Raw genomic sequence first — 19,956 nt, 5'->3', positions numbered from 1 at the left:
TATCGATTCTGCACGTGATTCATCTTAAGGTGAAAGATCATCGGAGGAATGAAGATGGAGAGTCGGATGCCGCGTCTCTTAATTATAGAAGACAGCCCTCTCGAAGCCGATCCATTCAAAGCGGCCTTGGAAGGGGTCGGTTACGAGCTGGTTTTTGCCCAAAGCGCGCTTCAGGGATTGAAAGCGGCGCGCGACACCCCGCCCGATCTGGTGTTGCTCGATCTGGCTCTCCCCGACCCCGACCTGGATGGACGGGAAGTCTGCCGCCAGCTTCAGGCCGGGGACAGGCTCCGCGGCGCTCCGATCATCGTGGTGACGATGCGGGGAAAGACGGAGGAGAAGGCGGTCGGCTTGGAGGGGGGGGCGAGCGACTGTCTCGCGAAACCGTTTGAGCCGATGGAGCTGAGGGCGCGGGTCGGTGCCGCCCTTCGGATGAAGCGTCTTCAGGAGGAGCTGGTCGAGAAAAATAAGGAGCTGGCCGGCAAAAGTAGAGAATGTGAGCTTCTCCTTAAACAGATGCAGACCTTGGCCATCACCGATTCGGTGACCGGCCTTTTCAACCGTCGTTACTTCCAGGAAGTGTTAAACCAGGAATTCTCCCGTGCGCAGCGCTACTGCACCCCCTTTTCCTGTCTCATGATCGATGTCGATCAGTTCAAAAGAATCAACGACACCTACGGCCATGAAGCAGGCGACAAGGTCTTAGAGGGGCTGGGGAAGATCGTTCAAGAGCAGGTCCGAAAGGTCGACCTCCCGGCCCGGTATGGCGGCGATGAGTTTGTCGTTCTTCTGCCGGAGTCGCTTCGGGACGACGCGGGCCAGGTCGCCCAGCGGATTCTGGAGCGGGTCCGCGTCGCCGACTTTTCGATCTTAAAAGAAAAAAAGCCGGTCACCCTTAGCATCGGCGTCTCCGGATTTCCCGACCCCGAATTGCGAGATGCCCGCCAGGCGATCCTCGCCGCCGATTTCGCCCTCTACCGGGCCAAACGGACAGGGGGAAATCGGGTGGAGATGATGACCGTCGCGGAGATGGAATCGGCCTGAACCGGGGTCCCGTTTTTAGGAGCGATCTCTCCTCATTTACGGTCAAGCGTACGGTCAAGCGCTCAAGAAAACCGATTTGGTTTTGGCTCTTTTTTCTCGATTGACATGCGCCGGCTTTTTGTATAGGATAGCGTCCGCTATGGCGGAAGAGTTAGAGAAGCGAATCGATCGTTTAGAAGCCGAAGTGCTTCGATTGCAAAACCACCTTCATACCCTTCAGTCTGAGGTAAATCTTTTTTTAAAGCGCTACGTCGCCGCCTGTCCCTCCTGCCGGAAAGAGTTCGATCTCCTCGTCAATCATTATAGTATCGGCCTCTTCGATAACCTGGTCTATGTCAAATGCCCGCATTGTAACAAGTCGATGCCGGTGGTCGACAAAGAAGGCGGGGGGGTCGGGGTCATTTCGGAGTAGTCGTTCGGCTGTCAACGCTCCCTTCCATTACACCCGTACATGTAACCCGCTCCCACTGCTTAATAAACGGTTATTGCTATTAAAAAGTTGTTTTTAAAAAAAGAGGGTGCTATAATGCTCCCACTTTTTGGTAGACTGCCTGATCTCTCAGATTTAGTTCGCAGATTCAGCTTGCAACGTCCGCTGTAGATCGCTTGATATCATCAGCGATGAGAATCGATTTAAGGGGGGCCTTCTCTATGTATCGATCTATCTATATCCCTGTAGATAATTCGGATTATTCCAACACCGCCATCGATATCGGCGTGATGTTGGCGAAGCAGTTCGGCGCAAAAGTCATCGGCAGCCATGCGTATGCCGCCAAGCTTCACGACAAGCGCTTTAAGCAGATGGAGGCCGGTCTTCCCGAGGAATATCACGATGAGAACGAACTGGAGCGACAGCGCAAAATTCACGACTCGCTGATCACCCGCGGACTGGAGATTATCACCGATTCTTACCTCGACATCGTTGATCAGAAGTGTCGAGAAGGAAACGTCCCATTGGAGCGCCGGTCGCTCGAGGGGAAGAATTTCAGGGTCCTCGTCGACGACATCGTGCAGAACAGCTATGACCTGGTTCTCTTAGGGGTGCTCGGCGTCGGCGCCGTCCGCGAGAGCATGATTGGAAGCGTCACCGAGCGGACGATCCGCCGGGTTCGCAAATCGGATATCTTCGTGGTGAAGGAGACGAAGCCCCCCGAAGTCGGAAAAATGGGGAAGATCGTCGTTGCTGTCGACGGAAGCCACTACTCCTTCGGCGGATTCAAGACGGCGTTGGCGATCGCCAAGGCATACAACCTCGAAATCGACGTCGTCTCCGCCTTCGATCCTTATTATCACTATGCCGTCTTCAATTCGATCTCCGGCGTCCTCTCGGAAGAGGCGGGGAAGGTCTTCCGGTTCAAGGAGCAGGAGAAGCTCCATGAAGAGGTGATCGACTCCGGTCTCGCGAAGATCTATCAATCCCACCTTGAAATCTGTCTGAAGATCGCCGAAGCGGAGGGGGTGACGGTGAAGACCTCCTTACTCGACGGCAAGCCGTTTGAAAAAGTCATTCAATATGTGAAGAAAGAGAAGCCGTGGCTCCTGGTGGTCGGCCGGATCGGCGTCCACTCCGACGAAGAGATGGATGTCGGGAGCAACTCGGAGAACCTGATCCGAATGGCCCCTTGCAACGTGCTCGTCTCGAACCAGAAATATATTCCGCCGATCGACGCCATCGCAGAGTACACCGTTGCCTGGACCGAAGAGGCCTCGAAGCGGATGGAGAAGGTGCCGGTCTTCGCCCGCGGCGTCGCCAAGACGGCCGTTTACCGGTATGCGATTGAAAAAGGCTTCACCATCATCAGCAACGCGGTGGTCGACGCGGCGATGGGAGATATCCTTCCAAAGTCGGCGATCGACGCGATGAAAAACCTCGGCCGGGTTCTCGACGAGAAGGGAATCGATCGGAATAAGATGACCGCCGCCGAGGGGGTCTCCGAGACGCTTCAAGGAAACGGTCTTGCGGGAATGATGACGCAAATTGTCGGGAATGCAGACGCCGAGCGCGCCGCCAGCTATGATGAAAAGGCGAAGCTCGATTTCCACATCTGCGGCGGCTGCGGTTACACCGCCAAAGGGGAGCGGCCGGTGAGATGCCCGATCTGCAGCGCCGAGGGAAGTTCCTTCCAATACCTCGATAAATCGATCTTCGAAGCGGCCGCGAAAGCGGAAGGAGGGCTCGTTCAGGAGGTCGGCTATGATGGGGTTCCGCTCAACTGGACCGAAGAAGCGAAGAATATTTTAAGGAAGGTGCCGGCCGGGTTCGAGCGGCGGCGCGCCAAGGCGAAGGCCGAGAAGATGGCCCGGAAGATGGGCTTTAAAACGATCACCAAAGAATTTTCAATCCGGATGATCGAGGGGGGGGATCTCGACGAGGCGGTCGAAATGAGCGCGAAGACGATTGCCGGCGCCATCCTTCCGAAGGAAGAGGCTAAGACCGAAGCGAAGAAACCGGAAGTGAAGGGGCCGCAATTCACCTGGACCCCCGATGCGCAAGAGCGGATTAACCGGGTGCCGGTCGGCTTCATGCGGGATGGAACCCGTCAGCACATTGAGAACTACGCCTACAGCCATTCGATCAGCGAGATTACCCTGGAGGTGGCGGAGGCCGGCATCAAGAAGGCGACCGAAGAGATGGAATCGGTCCTGTCGGGCGCAACCAGCCTCGAAGAGATCAAGAAGCGGATCGCGACCCTATCGATCGGTGGGGAGGCCGTTCCGGCGGAGGAGCTCTTCCACTTCTGCGGAATGTGCGGCCATGTCGTCCGGCAGGTTCCTTCGCAGTGCCCCATCTGCGACGCCAAAGCGGCCCGCTTCGTCCTGATGCAGAAAGAGAGCGACTACTTCATCTGTACGATCTGCAGCCAGATCGCCTCGCAGCGGATCCCCGATCATTGCGACCTCTGCGGCGCCGGCGGGGAGTATTACAAGAAATTAGAGCGCAAGGAGAGCGGCCTGGAGAAGGCGCTCGCCTCGATTGCCTGGACCGATGCCGCCAATGCGAAGCTTCTGGAGATTCCGGAAGGATTGATTCGGGAGATGACCCGCTGGCGGATCGAGGTCGATGCCCGCAAGAAGGGGATTCGAGAGATCAATCCCGCGGTGATCGAAGCCAAATACAGCGAGTGGGCCCATGTTTCGCGCCAGATCGAACGGCGTCTTCCCTGGGATGCGGAGGCGGAGATCCGGATCGGTCGGATCCCCTCGTTTGTCCGGGGGACGGTCGTCAAGGAGATCGAGGCCTATGCCGGCGAGAAAGGACTCGGCCGGATCAGCGTCGAGATCCTTGATCAGGTGACCGAGCGGTGGGCCGAAGCGATGCGGTCGCAAGGCTTCTAGTCGCCTGTCCATGAACGGCCGCCTGCTGTGTGGTTCGCTTTGCTCACGGTGTGAGTGGACGTGCTTTGCACATTAGGAAGAGGCACACTCTCGGTCGCTCGGCAATAGTATATTCCGGTTGCCTCGCTCCCCGCGGTATTGCGACCCGCATTAAGCGATAATGGGAGTATCGGAAGTCCCCGAAGGGACATCTGGCCATTCCTAAACAGGCTTACCGTTTTGTATTTTCATTAGAGATTCTTTCAATGGGACATCAAGCTTATTCCGTTTCTTGGAACCTGACCCAGCGCTGCAATCTCTTCTGTACCCACTGCTACATGAGTGCGTTTCCCCACGCCGACATCTCCCAAGACTTCACCACCGAAGAATGTTTTAAAGTCGTCGATGACATGGCGAAGGTCAACCCGAATCTCTTTCTGATCTTGACCGGGGGAGAGCCGCTCGTCCGAAAAGACATCTTCGACATCGCGACCTACGCCTCCGACAAAGGGTTTACCTGCGTCTTGGGGACGAATGGGGTGCTGCTCGGAAAGCATGAGGCGCGGCGGATGCGGGAGAGCGGGCTGCAGGGGGCGTCGATCAGCCTCGACTCGGTCGACCCGCAGCGGCACGACAACTTCCGTCAGCTGACCGGCTCCTGGAAATCGGCCCTCCGGGGTATCGAGCATTTAAAAGAAGAGGGGCTCGACTTCTCGCTCCATATGAGTGTCATGTCGTGGAATGTCTCCGAGATCCCGCCGATGATTGAGCTGGCGCGGAACATCGGCGCCAAGGTTCTCAACTTCTTTTTTCTCGTCCAGACCGGCCGCGGCGAAAACCTGATCGACATCCGTCCGAGCCAATATCGGGAGATCCTGACCTACCTTGCGCGGGCGCAAGGGGTGGGGGCGAAGGAGCACAATCCGGGTCTCTTCCAAAATTTCGACGATCCCTGGACCACCTCCGCCGGGCAGATGGGCGATCTCATCCTCCGGGCCAAGTGCGCCCCCCATTTTCGCAAGATCATTTATGAACTCGATCCGAATTCGCCCCTTTTAAAAAATTACGCGCAGGGGAGCTGCCCGGCCGGGAAGCACTATTGCCGGATCACCCCGGAGGGGGACATTACCCCCTGTCCCTACATGCCGGTGTCGGCGGGGAACCTTCGGAAGCAGACGTTTGACGAGATCTGGAATACCTCGCCCGTTTTGAATGATCTGCGCGAGCCGCAGCTCGGCGGCCGGTGCGGCGAGTGTGAATTTTCTCAGATCTGCGGCGGCTGCCGCTGCCGTGCGTATGCGGTCAACGGCAGCTATCTGGCGGAAGATCCCGCCTGCGACTATCAGCCGGGACAGTATGGCGGAAAGCGGATCGTGCTGCCGGCGGAGCAGACGTTCGGATTTGAGGCGAAGTTTACCCTCGACTGGTCGACTGAGGCGAAAGAGCGTCTTCAACGGCTTCCTTCCTTCGCGCGGGGGATGGTGGCGAGCAGCGTGGAGCGATATGCCGCCGAGCATCAGATCGATTGCATCACCCCGGAGGTGATGCAAAAGGTACGGGAAGAGGCGGAGGTCCGGTTGGGGAGGAGCTTTAAGTTCTCCGAATTCACCCGCTCCGTCCCCGAGAAAACCCCGGCGGTCCGCCAGGACATTTATCCTGGATAACAGAAATGCGAATTGCGGATTAAAAGATAAATGATCGTTTATCTTGCTTTTTTTATTCCGCATTCCGCAATAGAAATTTGAGGGAAAGCGATGCAAGAAAATAATGAGACGATTACCTGGACGCCGGCGGCGGAAGAGCGGCTGAAGAAGGCTCCTTTTTTCCTCCGCGGAATGGTCCGGCGTCTTTCGGAAAAGAAGGCGCGGGAGCTGGGAATCAAAATCATCACCGAAGAGGTCTTGGCCCAGTTTAAGGACAAGATGATGAACCCGATGGCCGGCGCCGGCGCCGGGACCTCGCACAAAGAGGCCGGTGTCGAGACGAAGGCGCTTGCCTGGACGCGCGAGGCGCAGGAGCGTCTTGAAACCGTTCCGGAATTTATGCGGGCGATGATCAAGCAGATTGCCGAAGAGGTGGCGCTCGAGCGGGGACATCTCGAAGTCGATTTGGAATTGCTTAAAAAGGCCGAGGCCTTGGGAGAGGAGCCGGAGGAGACCCGACCGGAGATCGAATGGACCGATGCGGCGAAAGTCCGTCTCGATCAGAAGATCGCCGACTCCCCGGAGATCGCCCGCGATTTTGTCCGGACGATGCTGAAGAATGATGCGGAGGACCTGGCGCACGAGATGGGCTTGACCCGGATCGACCTGGCGGCGCTCACCCAGATCTGGGATGCGCCGAAGAGTGACGTGACCTGGACCAATGAGGCCCACAAGCGGCTGATGACCTCGCCCGATTTCGTCCGCAGCGGCATCAAGAAGGCGGCCGAGCGGCGCGCCCGGAAGATGGGGATGACTTCGATTACCTCGGAGCTGCTGACCAAATTTCGAAATGAAGCGATGATGAAGGCGATGAAGCGGCTTCGCGCCTTCGGCTATGACGAGATGACCTTCGACGGCTTCAACGATGCCAAGGAGAAGATCCGGCGCCTGAAAGACAACCCCGAAGCGGCGAAGCGCCTCGACGACATCAAAGAGTATATGGGAAAACGAGGGAAGGTCGGCCTGATCGACGAAGAGATGCTCCAGAAGATGAAGGATTATCTGAAAGACCCTTCAAAGAAGGAGATGTGAATGCGGTGAGGCGCCCCGCCTCGGATTCCCCCCTCTTGTTTCGGTGTCGATGAATTTCTTCGCGGTTCTGAATCACTGGCTCCATCTCATTTCGGTCGTTATCTGGATCGGCGGTACCGCCTTTCAGGTTTTCGTGGCCGCTCCTTTCCTCAAAACAGGCGATCCCTCTTATACTTTTCTCAAAAATGTGTCGAAGCGATTCCGGCATATCGTCGGACCGCTGCTGCTGGTCCTGGTGGTGACCGGCGGGATTAATTTCGGCTTCCGAAGGGCCGGTTACGACATCCTCCCTCCCGGATATATCTCCGCATTGGGGGTGAAGGTCTTTCTCGTCGCCATCATCGCGTCGCTTTACTTTTTCGATCTCATCCGTGCGCGACAGGAAGAAGAGCCTCAACAGAAATTCCAGCCAAGATCGGAGGAAGGCCCCGCTCTTCCGGGGTTTGCCTACACCCGATTAACCTTGATTATCGGATTGGTCATCATCTTTCTAGCGTCGATGTTAAGGCAGTGGAAGTTTTAAAGCGCGGCAGGACAACCGGTTCGGGGTCGATTTTATCTCGGCCGACTCGATTTCCGAAGCGGGCGTTCCTTCTCTTATCGCTCGGGCTGGTGTTCTGGATGATCTGCCCGGCAGAGCTGCACGCCATCCATTTCGTTATTAACAGCAGCGAGCGGATCCAGAGAGAGCATGGCCGATTGAAGCTGGGGATGTCGCTGTCGGACTTCATCAAAGCGATTAAGAGCAAAGAGGCTTCCGGAGAGATCGGACAATTTGAAGAGGAGCGTCGCTTCCATGCCGATCCGGCCTCTTTCGGCCCGAATGCCTCGGAGGTCCTCGCCGATTTTTATAAGGAACAGCTTTTCCGCATCGAGGTCAATTATCCACCGGTTCGATTGGATTCGGCTGCCGTTGAGGAGGTCAAGGCCGGCCTGACAGGTCATTATGGCCCCCCCCGGACAAACTCTCTTCCGGGAACCGATCTCTTTTTTTGGGATGATGGCAAAACCCGTTTGATTTTAGAGCGGGATCTGGCGGAACAGTCGATGGCCTACTCGATTACCTATATCGATGACGACCTTTTTCATCATGCAAGCCACGAACGGGTGGGGAAGGAAACCGACGGAAGATCGACTTATGGACGTTGAAAAGCAGATCGATTGGCACGTAATCAGGCCTTTCACTGCGTTTTCCACAAAAGGTGTGAATATATTGTGGATAAGTGCCGTCCGCACCCTCATTTGCCGCATTATTTCCTGCCGGCGACGAAGATGCTCAAAAAGTGTGCACACAATTCATATATAAAATCAACAGCTTAACTGGTTTTGGAAGACCATAAATTTTTTGACGCAATATTCCATCGTTGTATCCCCGGCAGCGGGCACTATATGTTGAAAAGGGGGCGGAATAGACACTATATATAGCCTGGGGATGGTCTCGAATCTTCAGATGGGATCTCTCTGCTTTCGTTATACGTTATTTTAGGTATGGATGGTTTCTCAGCTTAAAGATTGTGAATTGAATCAAGATATGGTATAAGGTCGGGATATGGAGAAGCGGCGACATTCGCGTGTTCCTTTATTCACCAAGGCGACAATTACGACCGCGGCGAGGCCGGTTCAGATCACCATCAGCAACATCAGCCTGGGCGGTCTTCTCTTCCATTGCTCGAAAGACTTCGAGCTTGGGAAGGAGATGGTGGTCCAGATCAAAGGGACCCATCGACGCAAGGATTTTGAAGAGAAGGTGACGGGAAGGATCGTCGCCATTCATCGCGGCACCGCCGGAAAATCGTATGGGCTCCAATTCGGTGCCTATCTCGATGAAGATCGCCAGCCGGCGCTCCTGGCGTTTGTGAGCGGCAGCAAGAAAAAGGCGATCACCTCTTTCTTGCGGGATGAATAACCGCCGGTTGCTCCCGGCCTGAGGATCGTCGCCGGAGATTCCATCTTTCTCCCATTGCGAGGGATTGCATTGCGGCATCTGATCAGAGAGCGCTTCGGACGTTCGCGGACCCGCGCTTGGGACCTCTTCTTCTTTCTGTTTCTCCTCCTCTCCAGCTGCGCGCACGCTCCCCTTCAGGTCGCCCTTCCCGATTCATCCGTTCCTTATGATCGTGCATGGAAAGTCGCATTAGATACCAGCCTGAACTACTATGATCGCATCGCCGTTGCCGACAAAGAGGCCGGTTTTTTTCAGACCGTCTGGACGATTGAGAAAAGCGGTATGATCCTCGGCAATCCGGTGAAGCGAAGCCGTCTGATCGGCAACGTCGTCAGCAAGGCCCCCTTCCGTCTCTACTTGACCCTGGAAGAAGAAGCTTTTTCATTGGAACTCGGCCGATGGGTGAAAGAGACGAATGAGCCGCTCCTCACCCAGATCGGTCAGGACATCGCCTCCAAGCTCCAGTTCTGACGCGCCCGTCCACCCATATGAAGGGCCCCGACCATGCTCGCGAAGATCTTCAGCGCCGTCTTGTATGGGATCGAGGCCTTGCCGATCGATGTCGAAGTCGATCTCTCCCAGGGCCTTCCGCTCTTAAATATCGTCGGCCTTCCCGACCTCGCCGTCAAAGAGAGCAAAGACCGCGTTCGCGCCGCCATTAAGAACACCGGCTTTCACTTCCCGATTAAAAAAATCACGATCAACCTGGCCCCGGCCGATCTCAAGAAAGAGGGGGCCGCTTTCGATCTGCCGATGGCGCTCGGAATCCTCGCCGCCGACGGCGTGTTGAAGGAAGCGCGGCTGGAAGACTATTTGATCGTCGGCGAGCTGTCGCTCGACGGAAAGATCAAGGAGGTGAAAGGGGCGCTCGCAATGGCGATTCTGGCGAAGCGGATCGGAAAGCGCGGCCTGATCGTCCCGGCGAAGAATGGTCCCGAGGCGGCGGTTGTCTCCGAAATCGAGGTCCTCGGGGTGGAGACCCTTCCACAGGTGGTTGAATTCCTGAACGGCTCACTCACCCTGCCACCGGTCGAAACCCCGCTCTCCCCCCTCTTTGCGGCGCAGGCACTCTACGGTGAAGATTTCTCCGAGGTCCGCGGCCAGGCGCATGCAAAGCGCGCCTTGGAGATTGCGGCGGCCGGCGGCCACAACCTGCTGATGGTCGGGCCGCCCGGCTCCGGCAAGACGATGCTGGCCAAGCGGTTTCCGACGATTTTGCCGAACATGAGCTTTGAGGAGTCGCTGGAGACGACGTTGGTCCATAGCATCTTCGGTCTTCTCTGCGATCAGCCGCTGATCGTCTCCCGCCCTTTTCGCTCGCCGCACCACACCGTTTCCGACGCCGGCCTCATCGGCGGCGGACAGGTCCCCCGCCCCGGCGAGGTGAGCCTGGCCCACAACGGCGTTCTCTTTCTCGACGAGCTGCCGGAGTTCCGACGCAACGTCTTGGAAGTGCTTCGCCAACCCTTGGAAGAGGGGCGGGTCACCATCGCCCGCGCCAGCGCTTCATTGACGTACCCTTCCCAATTTATGTTGGTGGCCGCGATGAACCCCTGCCCCTGCGGCTATCTCACCGACCCCACCCGCAGCTGCTCCTGCACCCCGATGGCGATCCAGCGCTACCGCGCCAAGGTCTCCGGTCCGCTGCTCGACCGGATCGATCTGCACATCGTCGTCCCCGCCGTTCCTTTCCGGGATCTCACCACCGAAGCCGAAGACGAAAGCTCCGAGACGATCCGCAAGCGGGTCCTCGCCGCACGCGAGATCCAGCGCGCCCGCTATGAAAAAGAGGGCATTCGCTGCAACGCGCAGCTCCGCCCGCGCCAGATCAAGAAACACTGCCAGATCGATGTGCCTTCCCGCCGGTTGGTGGAGCTGGCGATGGAGCGCCTGGGGCTCTCCGCACGCGCGTACAACCGCATCTTGAAGGTCTCCCGCTCGATCGCCGACCTCGATCAGCGCGAGCGGATCTCGGCGGCCGACATCTCTGAAGCGGTGCAGTATCGGAGCCTGGATCGGAAGACGTTCGGGGGATGAATGCCGGATAGCTCTCGCACTGGGTTTCTTGCCATGCCGGCGGCTACCAGGCCGTTCAGCTCCGGGTTGCCGAGCAGTATATCAACCCATTCGGGAACCTGGCGAAAGAAGGAAATACGCTGATCGTGCCGGCGACGCTGAGCGACGCCAGCTCCATGGTTGCGATGGCGATAAACATCATCCGATCCGGCTCCAACCCTGAATTACCTCCCGCTCATTCCCAGAAATAATCGGGGTTCCGCATCGCTCCCTGCCCGTGGCGTGTCAAGAGAGCGCGCGATCAAACCCTTGGCTTTTTCTATGTTACACAGTGGCTCCCTTATCTATTGCCAGCTCAATGCCGACGCCAAAAAACCAATATCAAGATATAATAAACCGGTAAGGTTCCACTCCGGAGTAAGGCCTAAGGAGTGGAACCATGGCGAGTTCAACGGGTGGGAGCGCTATGCAAGAAGACCAAAGGGAGTGCATCCGGGTGCCGTTAGCCACGGTTGCCCTGATCACGAAGGTAGGTGAAGACGTTTCTCGTCCCGTCCGAGTTCATGACCTCGGTATAAAGGGAATGGGCATCTATACCCATGCGGCTTTACGAAAAGAAGACCAGCTGCTCATTGAGCTGGCTCTCCCGACGGCGCAAAACGAAGCCGAAATTGTCTCCGTTCCGGGAGAGGTGGCCTGGATTGAGCCGATCCAAGAAGGCGTTCAGTATCTCGTCGGCATAAAATTCTACCTCTTATTCGAGCTGGAATCCAAACTGCAGAAGTATATCGATCACATTGAGAAAGCACTGAATATTGAAAACAATGAATTCAATCAGGAGCAAATCTAGCGTCGGCAATCACCCCTCCGAGCGGTCCCCCTGAACGAAACGCGCATCCACCCTATCCTCCCCGGTCAGTTTTAGCCGCCCCTCTCCCGCTTCAAATCAGAAAGAATTGTGTTGAACATCCGGACGATACTCATTTAGTATTATCCCTATACGGTGGTATACAGGCGAGAGGCTGTAGTGATGATCCAGGAGGTGCCGCTCAGAGATGAGAGGCGATCCAAAGCCGCTCTCTCGCAGTCGGCGGTCTTATTTATAGGAGATGCATTAAAGTGAATAAAAAGAAGCGCACCCTGGTTGAAGAATCCCCTTTACTAATCAAGCCGAGAGCCCTTACAAAGCGAGAGACAGAGGTGGTTGAACTGGTGGCCAGAGGATATAAAAATCGGGAAGTGGCTAAGAAGTTAGGCGTCGCAGTTAAAACGGTGGAGACCCATCGGGCCAACGTGATGAACAAGCTTGCGCTTCGCAACATTGCTCAGCTCATTCGTTATGCCATTCAGAAGGGAATTGTCTCTACCGACTTCGAATAAAGCCGATCCGTGTAATGGCCGGTGTCAATAAATTAAAAATGATTACAACTTTTCTTCGGCTTTTTTAGGCCGCCCCCGGTACAACCCCCGAGCTGAGAGCCAAAGATGATTGGAACTATGGGAGAGATGTCATACTTCAGATGAAAAAGGTGTGGTGGAAAAAGTCTTCTGATAAATAAAGATCACTGGAAAGCCAGCGGGCGATTCTGGCGGAAAGATTTTCAATCTACATCATGTTCAAAAATAAGTAATGCTTCTACAAAGGGTGAACACGGGTCCAATATCCAGCGTTGTCCTTTTAATCCAATTTCCATTGACATCGTATTCATACTTATAGATTGTTTCACCCGCCAGAACGCCAGACCGATAAGAGGAAATTCCGGAGTAGTTTCCGTGGTCATCGTAGGTGTATACATGTTTCCCAAGTAAAGAGCCGTCCGCGCTATAGGAAAAATCTTCGGTGAGGTTTCCCTTTTCGTCATAAACGTTGCGCCACTTACTTGTGACAGCGTCGTTTGTCTCGAATACCCTCATTTCAATAATTTTTCCTTCATTATTGTTGATATAGAGAACCTTGCTCGAAGACACACCGTCGTCATCATAATAAATTTTTTCAATTATATTTCCATCGGAATTGTAAATTTCTTTGGTTTTTAGAACGTGACCTTGAAAGCGATATTCTTTCTTGGCGAAACCCCCATGATCATAAACATATTCTTCTCTACTATAAACGGCGCCGTTACTATAACTTATCTTTTCCTTTAGCCTTCCTTGAGTGTCATATGAATAGACGAATGTGGTCCTTCCGACGCCATTTTGATCATAACCTACTGCCTCGATAATGTTTCCTTTCACATCGTAATATGCTGTATTTAATATGTCAGAATACCCTTCCTTGTTTTTCTCACAATCGATGATAGACACACTACGAACAGGTCCAATTAGCCTTTCCTTCTCCTTATCCGGAGTCTCCTGAGCGAACGCCGGCTGGAAGACTAAGAGACTGAAAATGAATATCATCAGGGCGTGCTTCATAACAGAAGTGATTCCCATCATCTTAAGCCCTTATCCAGCACAAACAAAATTCAACAGGGGAGTGGCTACAGTTAAATTGGGATTGACTAAATAACAATTCTTTAATGATATATACCATTTTAGAATATAAAAAACAATATTTCAACTTGAATGTCGATCGGATCAGGAGTGACTGATATAAGGCTTTCAGGAGGAATGATTGATGAGCGGACGTGACGTTTAATCCGAATGAGCCTCAGAGCTCCCTTCGAACCGCCGATAAAGGGTCAGGTCTACTTGCCGAGTAATACTGTATAGGCATGCTATGAGTGGAGCCATTATCCCGAACGTATTGGATCCAAATGACAGGCGTCGTTGCCAGGGGCCGATACGCGACTCATTTGCCGGCACCCCCAGCGATCAGTCTTCCACACCCACACCGATGACGATGAGAACCGCATAGTCTTGCTTTTTGCAGCCCTCGACCGGAGGCATCGCTCGTCCTGGAGCCACTGGAAACGCAGTTTTCTGCACGTTTACCGGCGAACACGAGCCCTCACCCGCCGCCGGTCGATAGCGCGCGGAGCGGCAGGCCAGGTGCGTCACGTCAAAGAGCGTCGCGCCGTTATCGAGCTCCCATCGGCTCTCACCATTCTTGTCGGCGGCATGAATGGTCAGCACAGTCGTCACTTCGCGTTTACCCGTGACCCGGTATTTGCCAGGAGGGACCGGAAAGTTCGGCTGCTCCATGATCAAGCCGTGTTCCTCCTGCCACCAGTCATTGCCGTCGAATTTCCACCGCGCCGGGGCGACGCCACCGGCGCCCTTCAATTGATCATAGCGGTTCAGCTCAACTCCCCGAGGGCCCGGATCCAGAGGCCACAGACCCCACGATTGCGCGCTGCTTCCGGAGGTCGCGCCCGGATCGCCCAATGCGGCGATGTACTGCGTCGAAATGCGCTGGAACTTCGTTTGACCTCCGCCCACGGCGGGAACCGACTGACTTACGGCGGCCATCGTCACAAGCAAAGCCGTCGCAAGGCATGCGCGGCGGATCAGGTGCTGCGTTCTCTGCATTGGTTTCAACATCGTACCTCCGTCGTACCTCGCTGTGAAGAGGGTTCGCACCCTGATCGTCCTGAGGCCCTGAAATCATCTTTCGACTTTCCTTTCAAGACGGGCAAGCAGCGGTTATGCCGCAAAAATTCGTATTGTTTCCACCGTAGGTTTAATAGTAGCACTTTATGGGTTAATACAAACAACGTTTTTGGAGCCCCGATGCTGAGTTCCAACGGATGCCATTTTAAGAATAATCAACTGTGCCGGAACGGATGTGGAGAAATCTCAGAAGGCTGTGTAGGAAAGGACTTAATCTATAAAGCCATCAGTTAGAATGAACGAATACCATTTGTACTTTTCAGGATAATAGCAGGTTTCAAATTGGGAGTTCAGGAAGGAACTCTGAACTGGATTGAATGCGTCGGAGGTAAAAAATAGCAATAAAATCGGGGAATTAATTCAGCCCAAGAGATCAAAAGCGGCCGGCTGGAAAGAAGGCAAAAGCCCTCTTTCCAGCCGGCGAATAAAGATCCATCAGCTGCTAAGAATGTTGCGCTATCCGTCCCTCTTATTTCGCAGGAGGTGCTGAGGGAAGCGTCCAGACAGAGCCTGGAATAAATGTGGTCACGTTCCACATAAAGAAGACAAGGAGCACCAGGACGCTTAGGATAAGAAGAGGCAATCCATAATTGTTGATAAATTCAAACAAAAGGTCAAAGCCTGGGGCAACGACTGTTCCTGATTTTTGATTTGAAGCCATTTTTTTCTCCCCTGTTTCCATTGAATACCGGTGGGTTTCTGACCCATCCAAATGGCACCCTCTTGAGTACCATTGAAAGTCCCTCCTTCCTTATCGGAAGGGCTCGTCATAGAGCCTCTCGGAGGCGCTCGGCGGTCAGCAGTCAGGTTGCCGAACGGAACGAATATATCATATTCAAAGGAGGAGATAAATAAAAAAAGAGAGGAAGAAGGATTCAACTTTGATAAAAATAAATGCTCAATCCTACGTGTAATAATGGATCCACTCACGATTCCCTGTCTCATTCAATGAGCTCTTCCAAATCGATCCCCTCCAATGGGCTAACCCTTTGTGGGAAATAGACAATTCTATTGGAGAAGGACTAACGTAAATTCAAGGGGATGGTGCCGAAGGAAGCCCGGAAGGAGGCTCGGTCGGATTTGCGGCCGGCCTCGATATAAGGAGGGATTATGGCTGGCGATGAGATCGATATGAAAGACCGGCTTGGATTGATCGGTTTAGGGCGAATGGGGACGGCGATGGCCACCCGCTTAATCGCCGCAGGGTATCCACTCAAAGTGTACAACCGAACGTGGGAGAAGAGCCGGCCGCTTGAAGAAAAGGGGGCGATCGTGGCGGGGAGTCCTCGGGAGTTGGCCGCCGCCTCCGAGGTGGTCCTCTCCTCGCTCGCCGATGATGCGGCGGTCGAAGCGGTGATGTACGGTCCGGAAGGGGCCCTCACGGGGGCGCGGCCGGGAACGATCTTCGTCGAGATGAGCACCGTCTCCCCGAAGACGTCGCGGCGCCTGTTTGAGGCGGCCAGGGAGAAGGAGAGCCCGCTGCTCGATGCCGCCGTTTCGGGGAGCACCCCGCAGGCGGAAGAGGGAAGTCTCGTCATCTTGGTCGGGGGACCGGCTGAGACCTACGAATATTGCCGGCCGATTTTCGACGTCTTGGGGAAGAAGCACTTCCACATGGGAGAGAGTGGCAGCGGGTCGATGATGAAATTGGTGGTCAACACCCTTTTGGGGGTCGGGATGCAAGCGGTCGCCGAGGCGATGGCGCTGGGGGAGAAATGCGGATTGGAGAAGGAGGCGCTCATCGATGTGCTCAAGGAGACCGCGGTGATTTCGCCGGGCCATAAGATGAAATTGGAGAACGCGCGGCGCGGCGAGTACCCGGCGACCTTTCCGATCCGGTTGATGGAGAAAGATTTTAGGCTGATCCTCAATCAAGCGGCGGCCTGCGGCATCTCGATGCCGACGACCGCCGTCGCCGAACAGCTCTGCATCGCCGAGCGGGCGAAAGGGGCCGAGGACGATTACTCCGCGGTGATTCGGTTGATGGAAGAGCTGGCGGGTCAAATTGAGACCGGCGCCCCAAAAAGAAGTTAGGAGAACAAATGAGAAGGGTAGACGCTTTTATGGACGGAGGTCGTTCTTATGGCAAATAATAAGAGTCTGGAGGGATTGCGGGTCGCCATCGTGGTAACCGATGACTTTGAGCAGGTCGAGCTGACCGAGCCGAAGAAAGCGTTGGATGACGCCGGGGCGATCACCCAGATCATCTCCCCGCATTCGGGAGAGATTCAGGGGATGAACCACGATGAAAAGGCCGATCGGTTCAAGGTCGATAAGACGCTCGATCAGGCGAACCCGGATGATTACGACGCCGTTCATCTGCCGGGGGGGGTCTTCAATGCCGATCTGTTGAGGATGGAGCCGAAGGCGCAGGAGTTTATCAAGAGAGTCGAAGCGGCGGGAAAGCCGATCTCCGTCATCTGCCATGGTCCCTGGCTGCTCGTCTCCTCCGGGCTGGTTCAAGGGCGGACGATGACGAGCTACTACACGCTACAAGACGATATCCGAAATGCCGGAGGTCGCTGGTTGGACCTGCCGTTCGTCCGGGACAACAATTGGGTCAGCAGCCGCTCTCCGAAGGATATCCCGGTTTTCAACCCAGGAATGATCGAGCTCTTCTCGGAGCTGGGAAAGCAGCAGGGGCGCCTGCGCGCGGCATAAGATAAAGTTATCCGCCGGAGGGGGCGGTCGGAGCGGCCGCCCCTTTTGCGCGGGCCAAAGCCGATTCGACCTCCCGCTCGAAGAGGGGGAGGGGAATCGCCCCTTCGACCTTCCGGCCGTTGATAAAAAAGGTCGGGGTGGCGCGGACCCCCCGGTCGACCGCCTCATTGTAATCGGTTTCGATCCGGACGAGGAGGTCCCGGTCGCGCAGCGTCTCTTCAAACAGCTTCATGTCGAGATGGAGCTGGCGCGCATAGCCGAAGAGATCGTCTCGGGAGACCCGGTCTTGGTTTGCGAAAAGAAGATCGTGCATCTCCCAGAAGCGTCCTTGCTCTCCGGCGGCGATCGCGACGAGATGAATCGCCGGCGCGGTCGGGTGGGACGAAAAAACCGGAAAGTGCCGAAAGATCCATCGGACCTCTCCGGGATATTTTTCGAGAATTTGTTTTACGTTCGTGACGCTCCGGGCGCAGTAGGGACACTGAAAATCGGAGAACTCCTCGATCGTCACCGGCGCCGCGGCGGCCCCTCGAACGGGAAGGGCCCCCTTCGGCGGAGCAGGCGCTTCCGATTTTTGCTCCACCCGGCTCGGCTGCGCCGCCGGTGGACCGGTCGGGACGTTTGATAAGGGGGGGCGCGGCCAAAGAAAATAGAGGCCGGCGGCGGCGACAACCAGGGCCGACCAGAAGAAAACCGATTTTCGAGCGCTCCGTTCGATAGGTTTCATGACCGTGCGGTGAGTCTACTGTCGAACGGCGGCAAAGTCAATTGTTCAATCCATTTCAAAGCGAAGGAAGGTTCCCGATGACGGTTGTGGAACAGCTTGCCTCATTTGTCAGCGACACCTCTTATGAACAGCTCTCCAAAGATGCGCTGCAGTCGTTAAAAATCCGGATCCTCGACGCCCTCGGCTGCGCCATCGGCGCAATCGGAGAGGAGCCGATCCGGGTGATTCAGAACCAGCTCGACGATTTCGGCGGGACCGAGCGCTGCACGCGCATCGGCGGGGGAGGGACGGCCCCCGACCGGGCGGCGTTTTACAACGGCGCGTTGGTTCGCTACCTCGATTTCAACGACAGCTATCTCGCCAAAGGGGAGACTTGCCATCCGAGCGACAACCTCGGCGCGGTCCTCGCCGCGGCGGAATATGCCGATCGGAGCGGCCGCGAGCTGCTCACCGCGCTGGCGGTCGCCTATCAGGTCCAGTGCCGGCTCAGCGATGTGGCGCCGGTCCGCGACAAAGGGTTTGACCATACGACCCAAGGGGCGTACGCCGTTGCGGCGGGGGTCGCCCGGGCGCTCGACCTCGATCGGAACAAAACCGCCCATGCCCTCGCCATCAGCGGGACCGCCTTCAATGCCCTTCGCGTCACCCGGACCGGGCTGCTCTCGAATTGGAAGGGGCTCGCCTATCCCAACACCGCCTTCGGCGCCACCCATGCGACCTTCCTCGCCATGCGGGGGATCACCGGACCGCTGGAGGTCTTCGAGGGGAACAAAGGGTTCATGGAGAGCATTGCCGGGCCGTTCGAAATCGATTGGTCGCGGGAAGATTTGGAGCGGGTGAACCGGACCATCGTCAAGAAATTCAACGCCGAGATTCATTCTCAGTCGGCGTTGGAGGGAATCTTGGAGCTCAAAGAGGAGACCGAATTCTCCCCGAGCGACATCGAGCGGATCGAGATTGAGATCTTCGACGTCGCGCATAAGATTATCGGCGGGGGAGAGGAAGGAGACAAGACGATCGTCCAAACCAAAGAGCAGGCCGATCACAGTTTGCAGTATATGGTGGCGGTCGCACTCTTAGACGGCCAGGTCATGCCGGAGCAGTATCTGCCGGGCCGGATTGAGCGGGCCGATGTCCAGTCGCTCCTCCGCAAAGTGATCGTTCGGCCGAAAAAAGAGTACAGCGACTGCTTTCCCCGCGAGATGCCGTGCCGGATTACAATCTTCCTGCGAGACGGCCGGCGCCTCGTCAGAGAAAAGCGGGATTACGAAGGTTTCTATGCCCGTCCCATGGGATGGGAGACGGTCGGGCGAAAGTTCGACCGTCTCAGTGAGGGACATGCCGACGCCGCGCTGCGCCGTGAGATCGTTGACGCTGTCCGCGATCTTGAATCAATTCAGGTCGTCGAGCTGACCCGCCGTCTTGCAAAGGTTCAAGTGTAACGCAGCTTACTTATCATTGTAAAATGATCCATTATTTATCTCACATTTCCCGCCTTTTTGGTCTTTTAGGGCCTTTTTCACCTCCGAACTAAGACAAATCCCAATAGCTATAAAAATCACATCTGCTATTTTTAGCAACCGAGCCGACAGCTCAGCAAGAGCCTGTCGCGCTCTTGACCCGAAGCAAAGACGTATGGCTGACCTGCGATTTCTGTTTTTGACTGATGACATTGAGTGAGATGCGTCGCGCCCTTCGGGTAAAGGAGACTTCGATCTAGATCTTGTACGGGAGGTGGGATGGGAAAGGGAAGGTTCGTCTTTGAGGCGTCGGTCTGTGCCATCGCCTTCTTATTAACACTGGTCCCGTTTACCGGGACGGCCGACGCGATGGGGGTGTGGGTAGATCATGCCACCGTGAAGATCCGGCCGAACAGCCCTTCGAAGCCCGAACAAGCCTCCGCACAGCTCAAAGCGGCTCGCAATGAGTTTGAATCTTTCCAATTGGTGGTCACCGCCGAC

Annotated in this window: 21 protein-coding genes; 17 read left to right on the top strand and 4 right to left on the bottom strand. The window is 55.7% G+C overall.

The window, feature by feature from the left end; translation table 11 throughout:
• Window positions 1–66: 66 nt before the first annotated feature.
• The 13 genes from HY282_13005 to HY282_12945 all read left to right on the top strand — a co-directional run bounded on the left by HY282_13005 (window position 67) and on the right by HY282_12945 (window position 12,435).
• Window positions 67–1,044, top strand: coding sequence for a diguanylate cyclase (locus tag HY282_13005; protein MBI3804669.1), 978 nt, complete (start codon window positions 67–69; stop codon window positions 1,042–1,044).
• A gap of 139 nt (window positions 1,045–1,183) precedes the next feature.
• On the top strand, window positions 1,184–1,456 hold the full coding sequence (locus HY282_13000) for a hypothetical protein (protein MBI3804668.1): 273 nt from the start codon (window positions 1,184–1,186) through the stop codon (window positions 1,454–1,456).
• A 239-nt stretch (window positions 1,457–1,695) separates the two neighbouring features.
• On the top strand, window positions 1,696–4,380 hold the full coding sequence (locus HY282_12995; GenBank protein MBI3804667.1) for a universal stress protein: 2,685 nt from the start codon (window positions 1,696–1,698) through the stop codon (window positions 4,378–4,380).
• Between the two features lie 245 nt (window positions 4,381–4,625).
• On the top strand, window positions 4,626–6,023 hold the full coding sequence (locus tag HY282_12990) for a radical SAM protein (GenBank protein MBI3804666.1): 1,398 nt from the start codon (window positions 4,626–4,628) through the stop codon (window positions 6,021–6,023).
• A 90-nt stretch (window positions 6,024–6,113) separates the two neighbouring features.
• Window positions 6,114–7,094, top strand: coding sequence for a hypothetical protein (locus HY282_12985; GenBank protein ID MBI3804665.1), 981 nt, complete (start codon window positions 6,114–6,116; stop codon window positions 7,092–7,094).
• A 49-nt stretch (window positions 7,095–7,143) separates the two neighbouring features.
• Entirely contained in the window at window positions 7,144–7,617 is a 474-nt protein-coding gene (locus HY282_12980) for a hypothetical protein (protein ID MBI3804664.1), read from the top strand.
• A 98-nt stretch (window positions 7,618–7,715) separates the two neighbouring features.
• Window positions 7,716–8,243, top strand: coding sequence for a hypothetical protein (locus HY282_12975; GenBank protein MBI3804663.1), 528 nt, complete (start codon window positions 7,716–7,718; stop codon window positions 8,241–8,243).
• Window positions 8,244–8,643: 400 nt separating this feature from the next.
• Window positions 8,644–9,000, top strand: coding sequence for a PilZ domain-containing protein (locus HY282_12970; protein MBI3804662.1), 357 nt, complete (start codon window positions 8,644–8,646; stop codon window positions 8,998–9,000).
• Between the two features lie 69 nt (window positions 9,001–9,069).
• Complete coding sequence (locus tag HY282_12965) at window positions 9,070–9,510, top strand: hypothetical protein (GenBank protein ID MBI3804661.1); 441 nt, start codon at window positions 9,070–9,072, stop codon at window positions 9,508–9,510.
• A gap of 33 nt (window positions 9,511–9,543) precedes the next feature.
• Window positions 9,544–11,076 carry a YifB family Mg chelatase-like AAA ATPase gene (locus HY282_12960; protein ID MBI3804660.1) on the top strand — a complete coding sequence of 511 codons (1,533 nt, stop codon included), beginning with the start codon at window positions 9,544–9,546 and terminating at the stop codon, window positions 11,074–11,076.
• 80 nt (window positions 11,077–11,156) lie between these two features.
• Complete coding sequence (locus HY282_12955) at window positions 11,157–11,306, top strand: hypothetical protein (protein ID MBI3804659.1); 150 nt, start codon at window positions 11,157–11,159, stop codon at window positions 11,304–11,306.
• 188 nt (window positions 11,307–11,494) lie between these two features.
• Entirely contained in the window at window positions 11,495–11,905 is a 411-nt protein-coding gene (locus HY282_12950; protein ID MBI3804658.1) for a PilZ domain-containing protein, read from the top strand.
• 269 nt (window positions 11,906–12,174) lie between these two features.
• Complete coding sequence (locus tag HY282_12945) at window positions 12,175–12,435, top strand: response regulator transcription factor (GenBank protein ID MBI3804657.1); 261 nt, start codon at window positions 12,175–12,177, stop codon at window positions 12,433–12,435.
• 237 nt (window positions 12,436–12,672) lie between these two features.
• On the opposite strand, the gene HY282_12940 is transcribed toward HY282_12945, so the two are convergent.
• From HY282_12940 to HY282_12930, 3 genes are all read right to left on the bottom strand, one after another.
• Complete coding sequence (locus HY282_12940) at window positions 12,673–13,491, bottom strand: hypothetical protein (GenBank protein ID MBI3804656.1); 819 nt, start codon at window positions 13,489–13,491, stop codon at window positions 12,673–12,675.
• Window positions 13,492–13,869: 378 nt separating this feature from the next.
• Complete coding sequence (locus tag HY282_12935) at window positions 13,870–14,526, bottom strand: hypothetical protein (GenBank protein ID MBI3804655.1); 657 nt, start codon at window positions 14,524–14,526, stop codon at window positions 13,870–13,872.
• Between the two features lie 645 nt (window positions 14,527–15,171).
• Window positions 15,172–15,552, bottom strand: a complete 381-nt coding sequence (locus tag HY282_12930) for a hypothetical protein (GenBank protein ID MBI3804654.1) — start codon at window positions 15,550–15,552, stop codon at window positions 15,172–15,174.
• A gap of 165 nt (window positions 15,553–15,717) precedes the next feature.
• Here HY282_12930 and HY282_12925 point away from each other — a divergent pair, with 165 nt between their 5' ends.
• Both HY282_12925 and HY282_12920 read left to right on the top strand, forming a co-directional pair.
• Window positions 15,718–16,641 (top strand): NAD(P)-dependent oxidoreductase, encoded by a 924-nt coding sequence (locus HY282_12925; protein ID MBI3804653.1) that lies wholly within the window; start codon window positions 15,718–15,720, stop codon window positions 16,639–16,641.
• A gap of 48 nt (window positions 16,642–16,689) precedes the next feature.
• Entirely contained in the window at window positions 16,690–17,268 is a 579-nt protein-coding gene (locus tag HY282_12920) for a type 1 glutamine amidotransferase (GenBank protein ID MBI3804652.1), read from the top strand.
• Between the two features lie 7 nt (window positions 17,269–17,275).
• Here the strand turns inward: HY282_12920 and HY282_12915 are convergent, their stop codons facing one another.
• Window positions 17,276–17,995 carry a DsbA family protein gene (locus HY282_12915; GenBank protein ID MBI3804651.1) on the bottom strand — a complete coding sequence of 240 codons (720 nt, stop codon included), beginning with the start codon at window positions 17,993–17,995 and terminating at the stop codon, window positions 17,276–17,278.
• 77 nt (window positions 17,996–18,072) lie between these two features.
• Here HY282_12915 and HY282_12910 point away from each other — a divergent pair, with 77 nt between their 5' ends.
• The gene (locus HY282_12910; protein MBI3804650.1) at window positions 18,073–19,437 is read left to right on the top strand and encodes an MmgE/PrpD family protein; all 1,365 of its coding nucleotides are present in this window, start codon (window positions 18,073–18,075) and stop codon (window positions 19,435–19,437) included.
• 297 nt (window positions 19,438–19,734) lie between these two features.
• A partial coding sequence (locus HY282_12905; GenBank protein ID MBI3804649.1) for a hypothetical protein occupies window positions 19,735–19,956 on the top strand: 222 nt, incomplete at its 3' end.

The organism is Candidatus Manganitrophaceae bacterium (assembly GCA_016200325.1).
In the GTDB taxonomy this organism is placed as follows: domain Bacteria; phylum Nitrospirota; class Nitrospiria; order SBBL01; family Manganitrophaceae; genus Manganitrophus.
The sequence above is the reverse complement of the archived record's forward strand: the minus strand, read 5'-3'. Positions and strand labels throughout refer to the sequence as shown.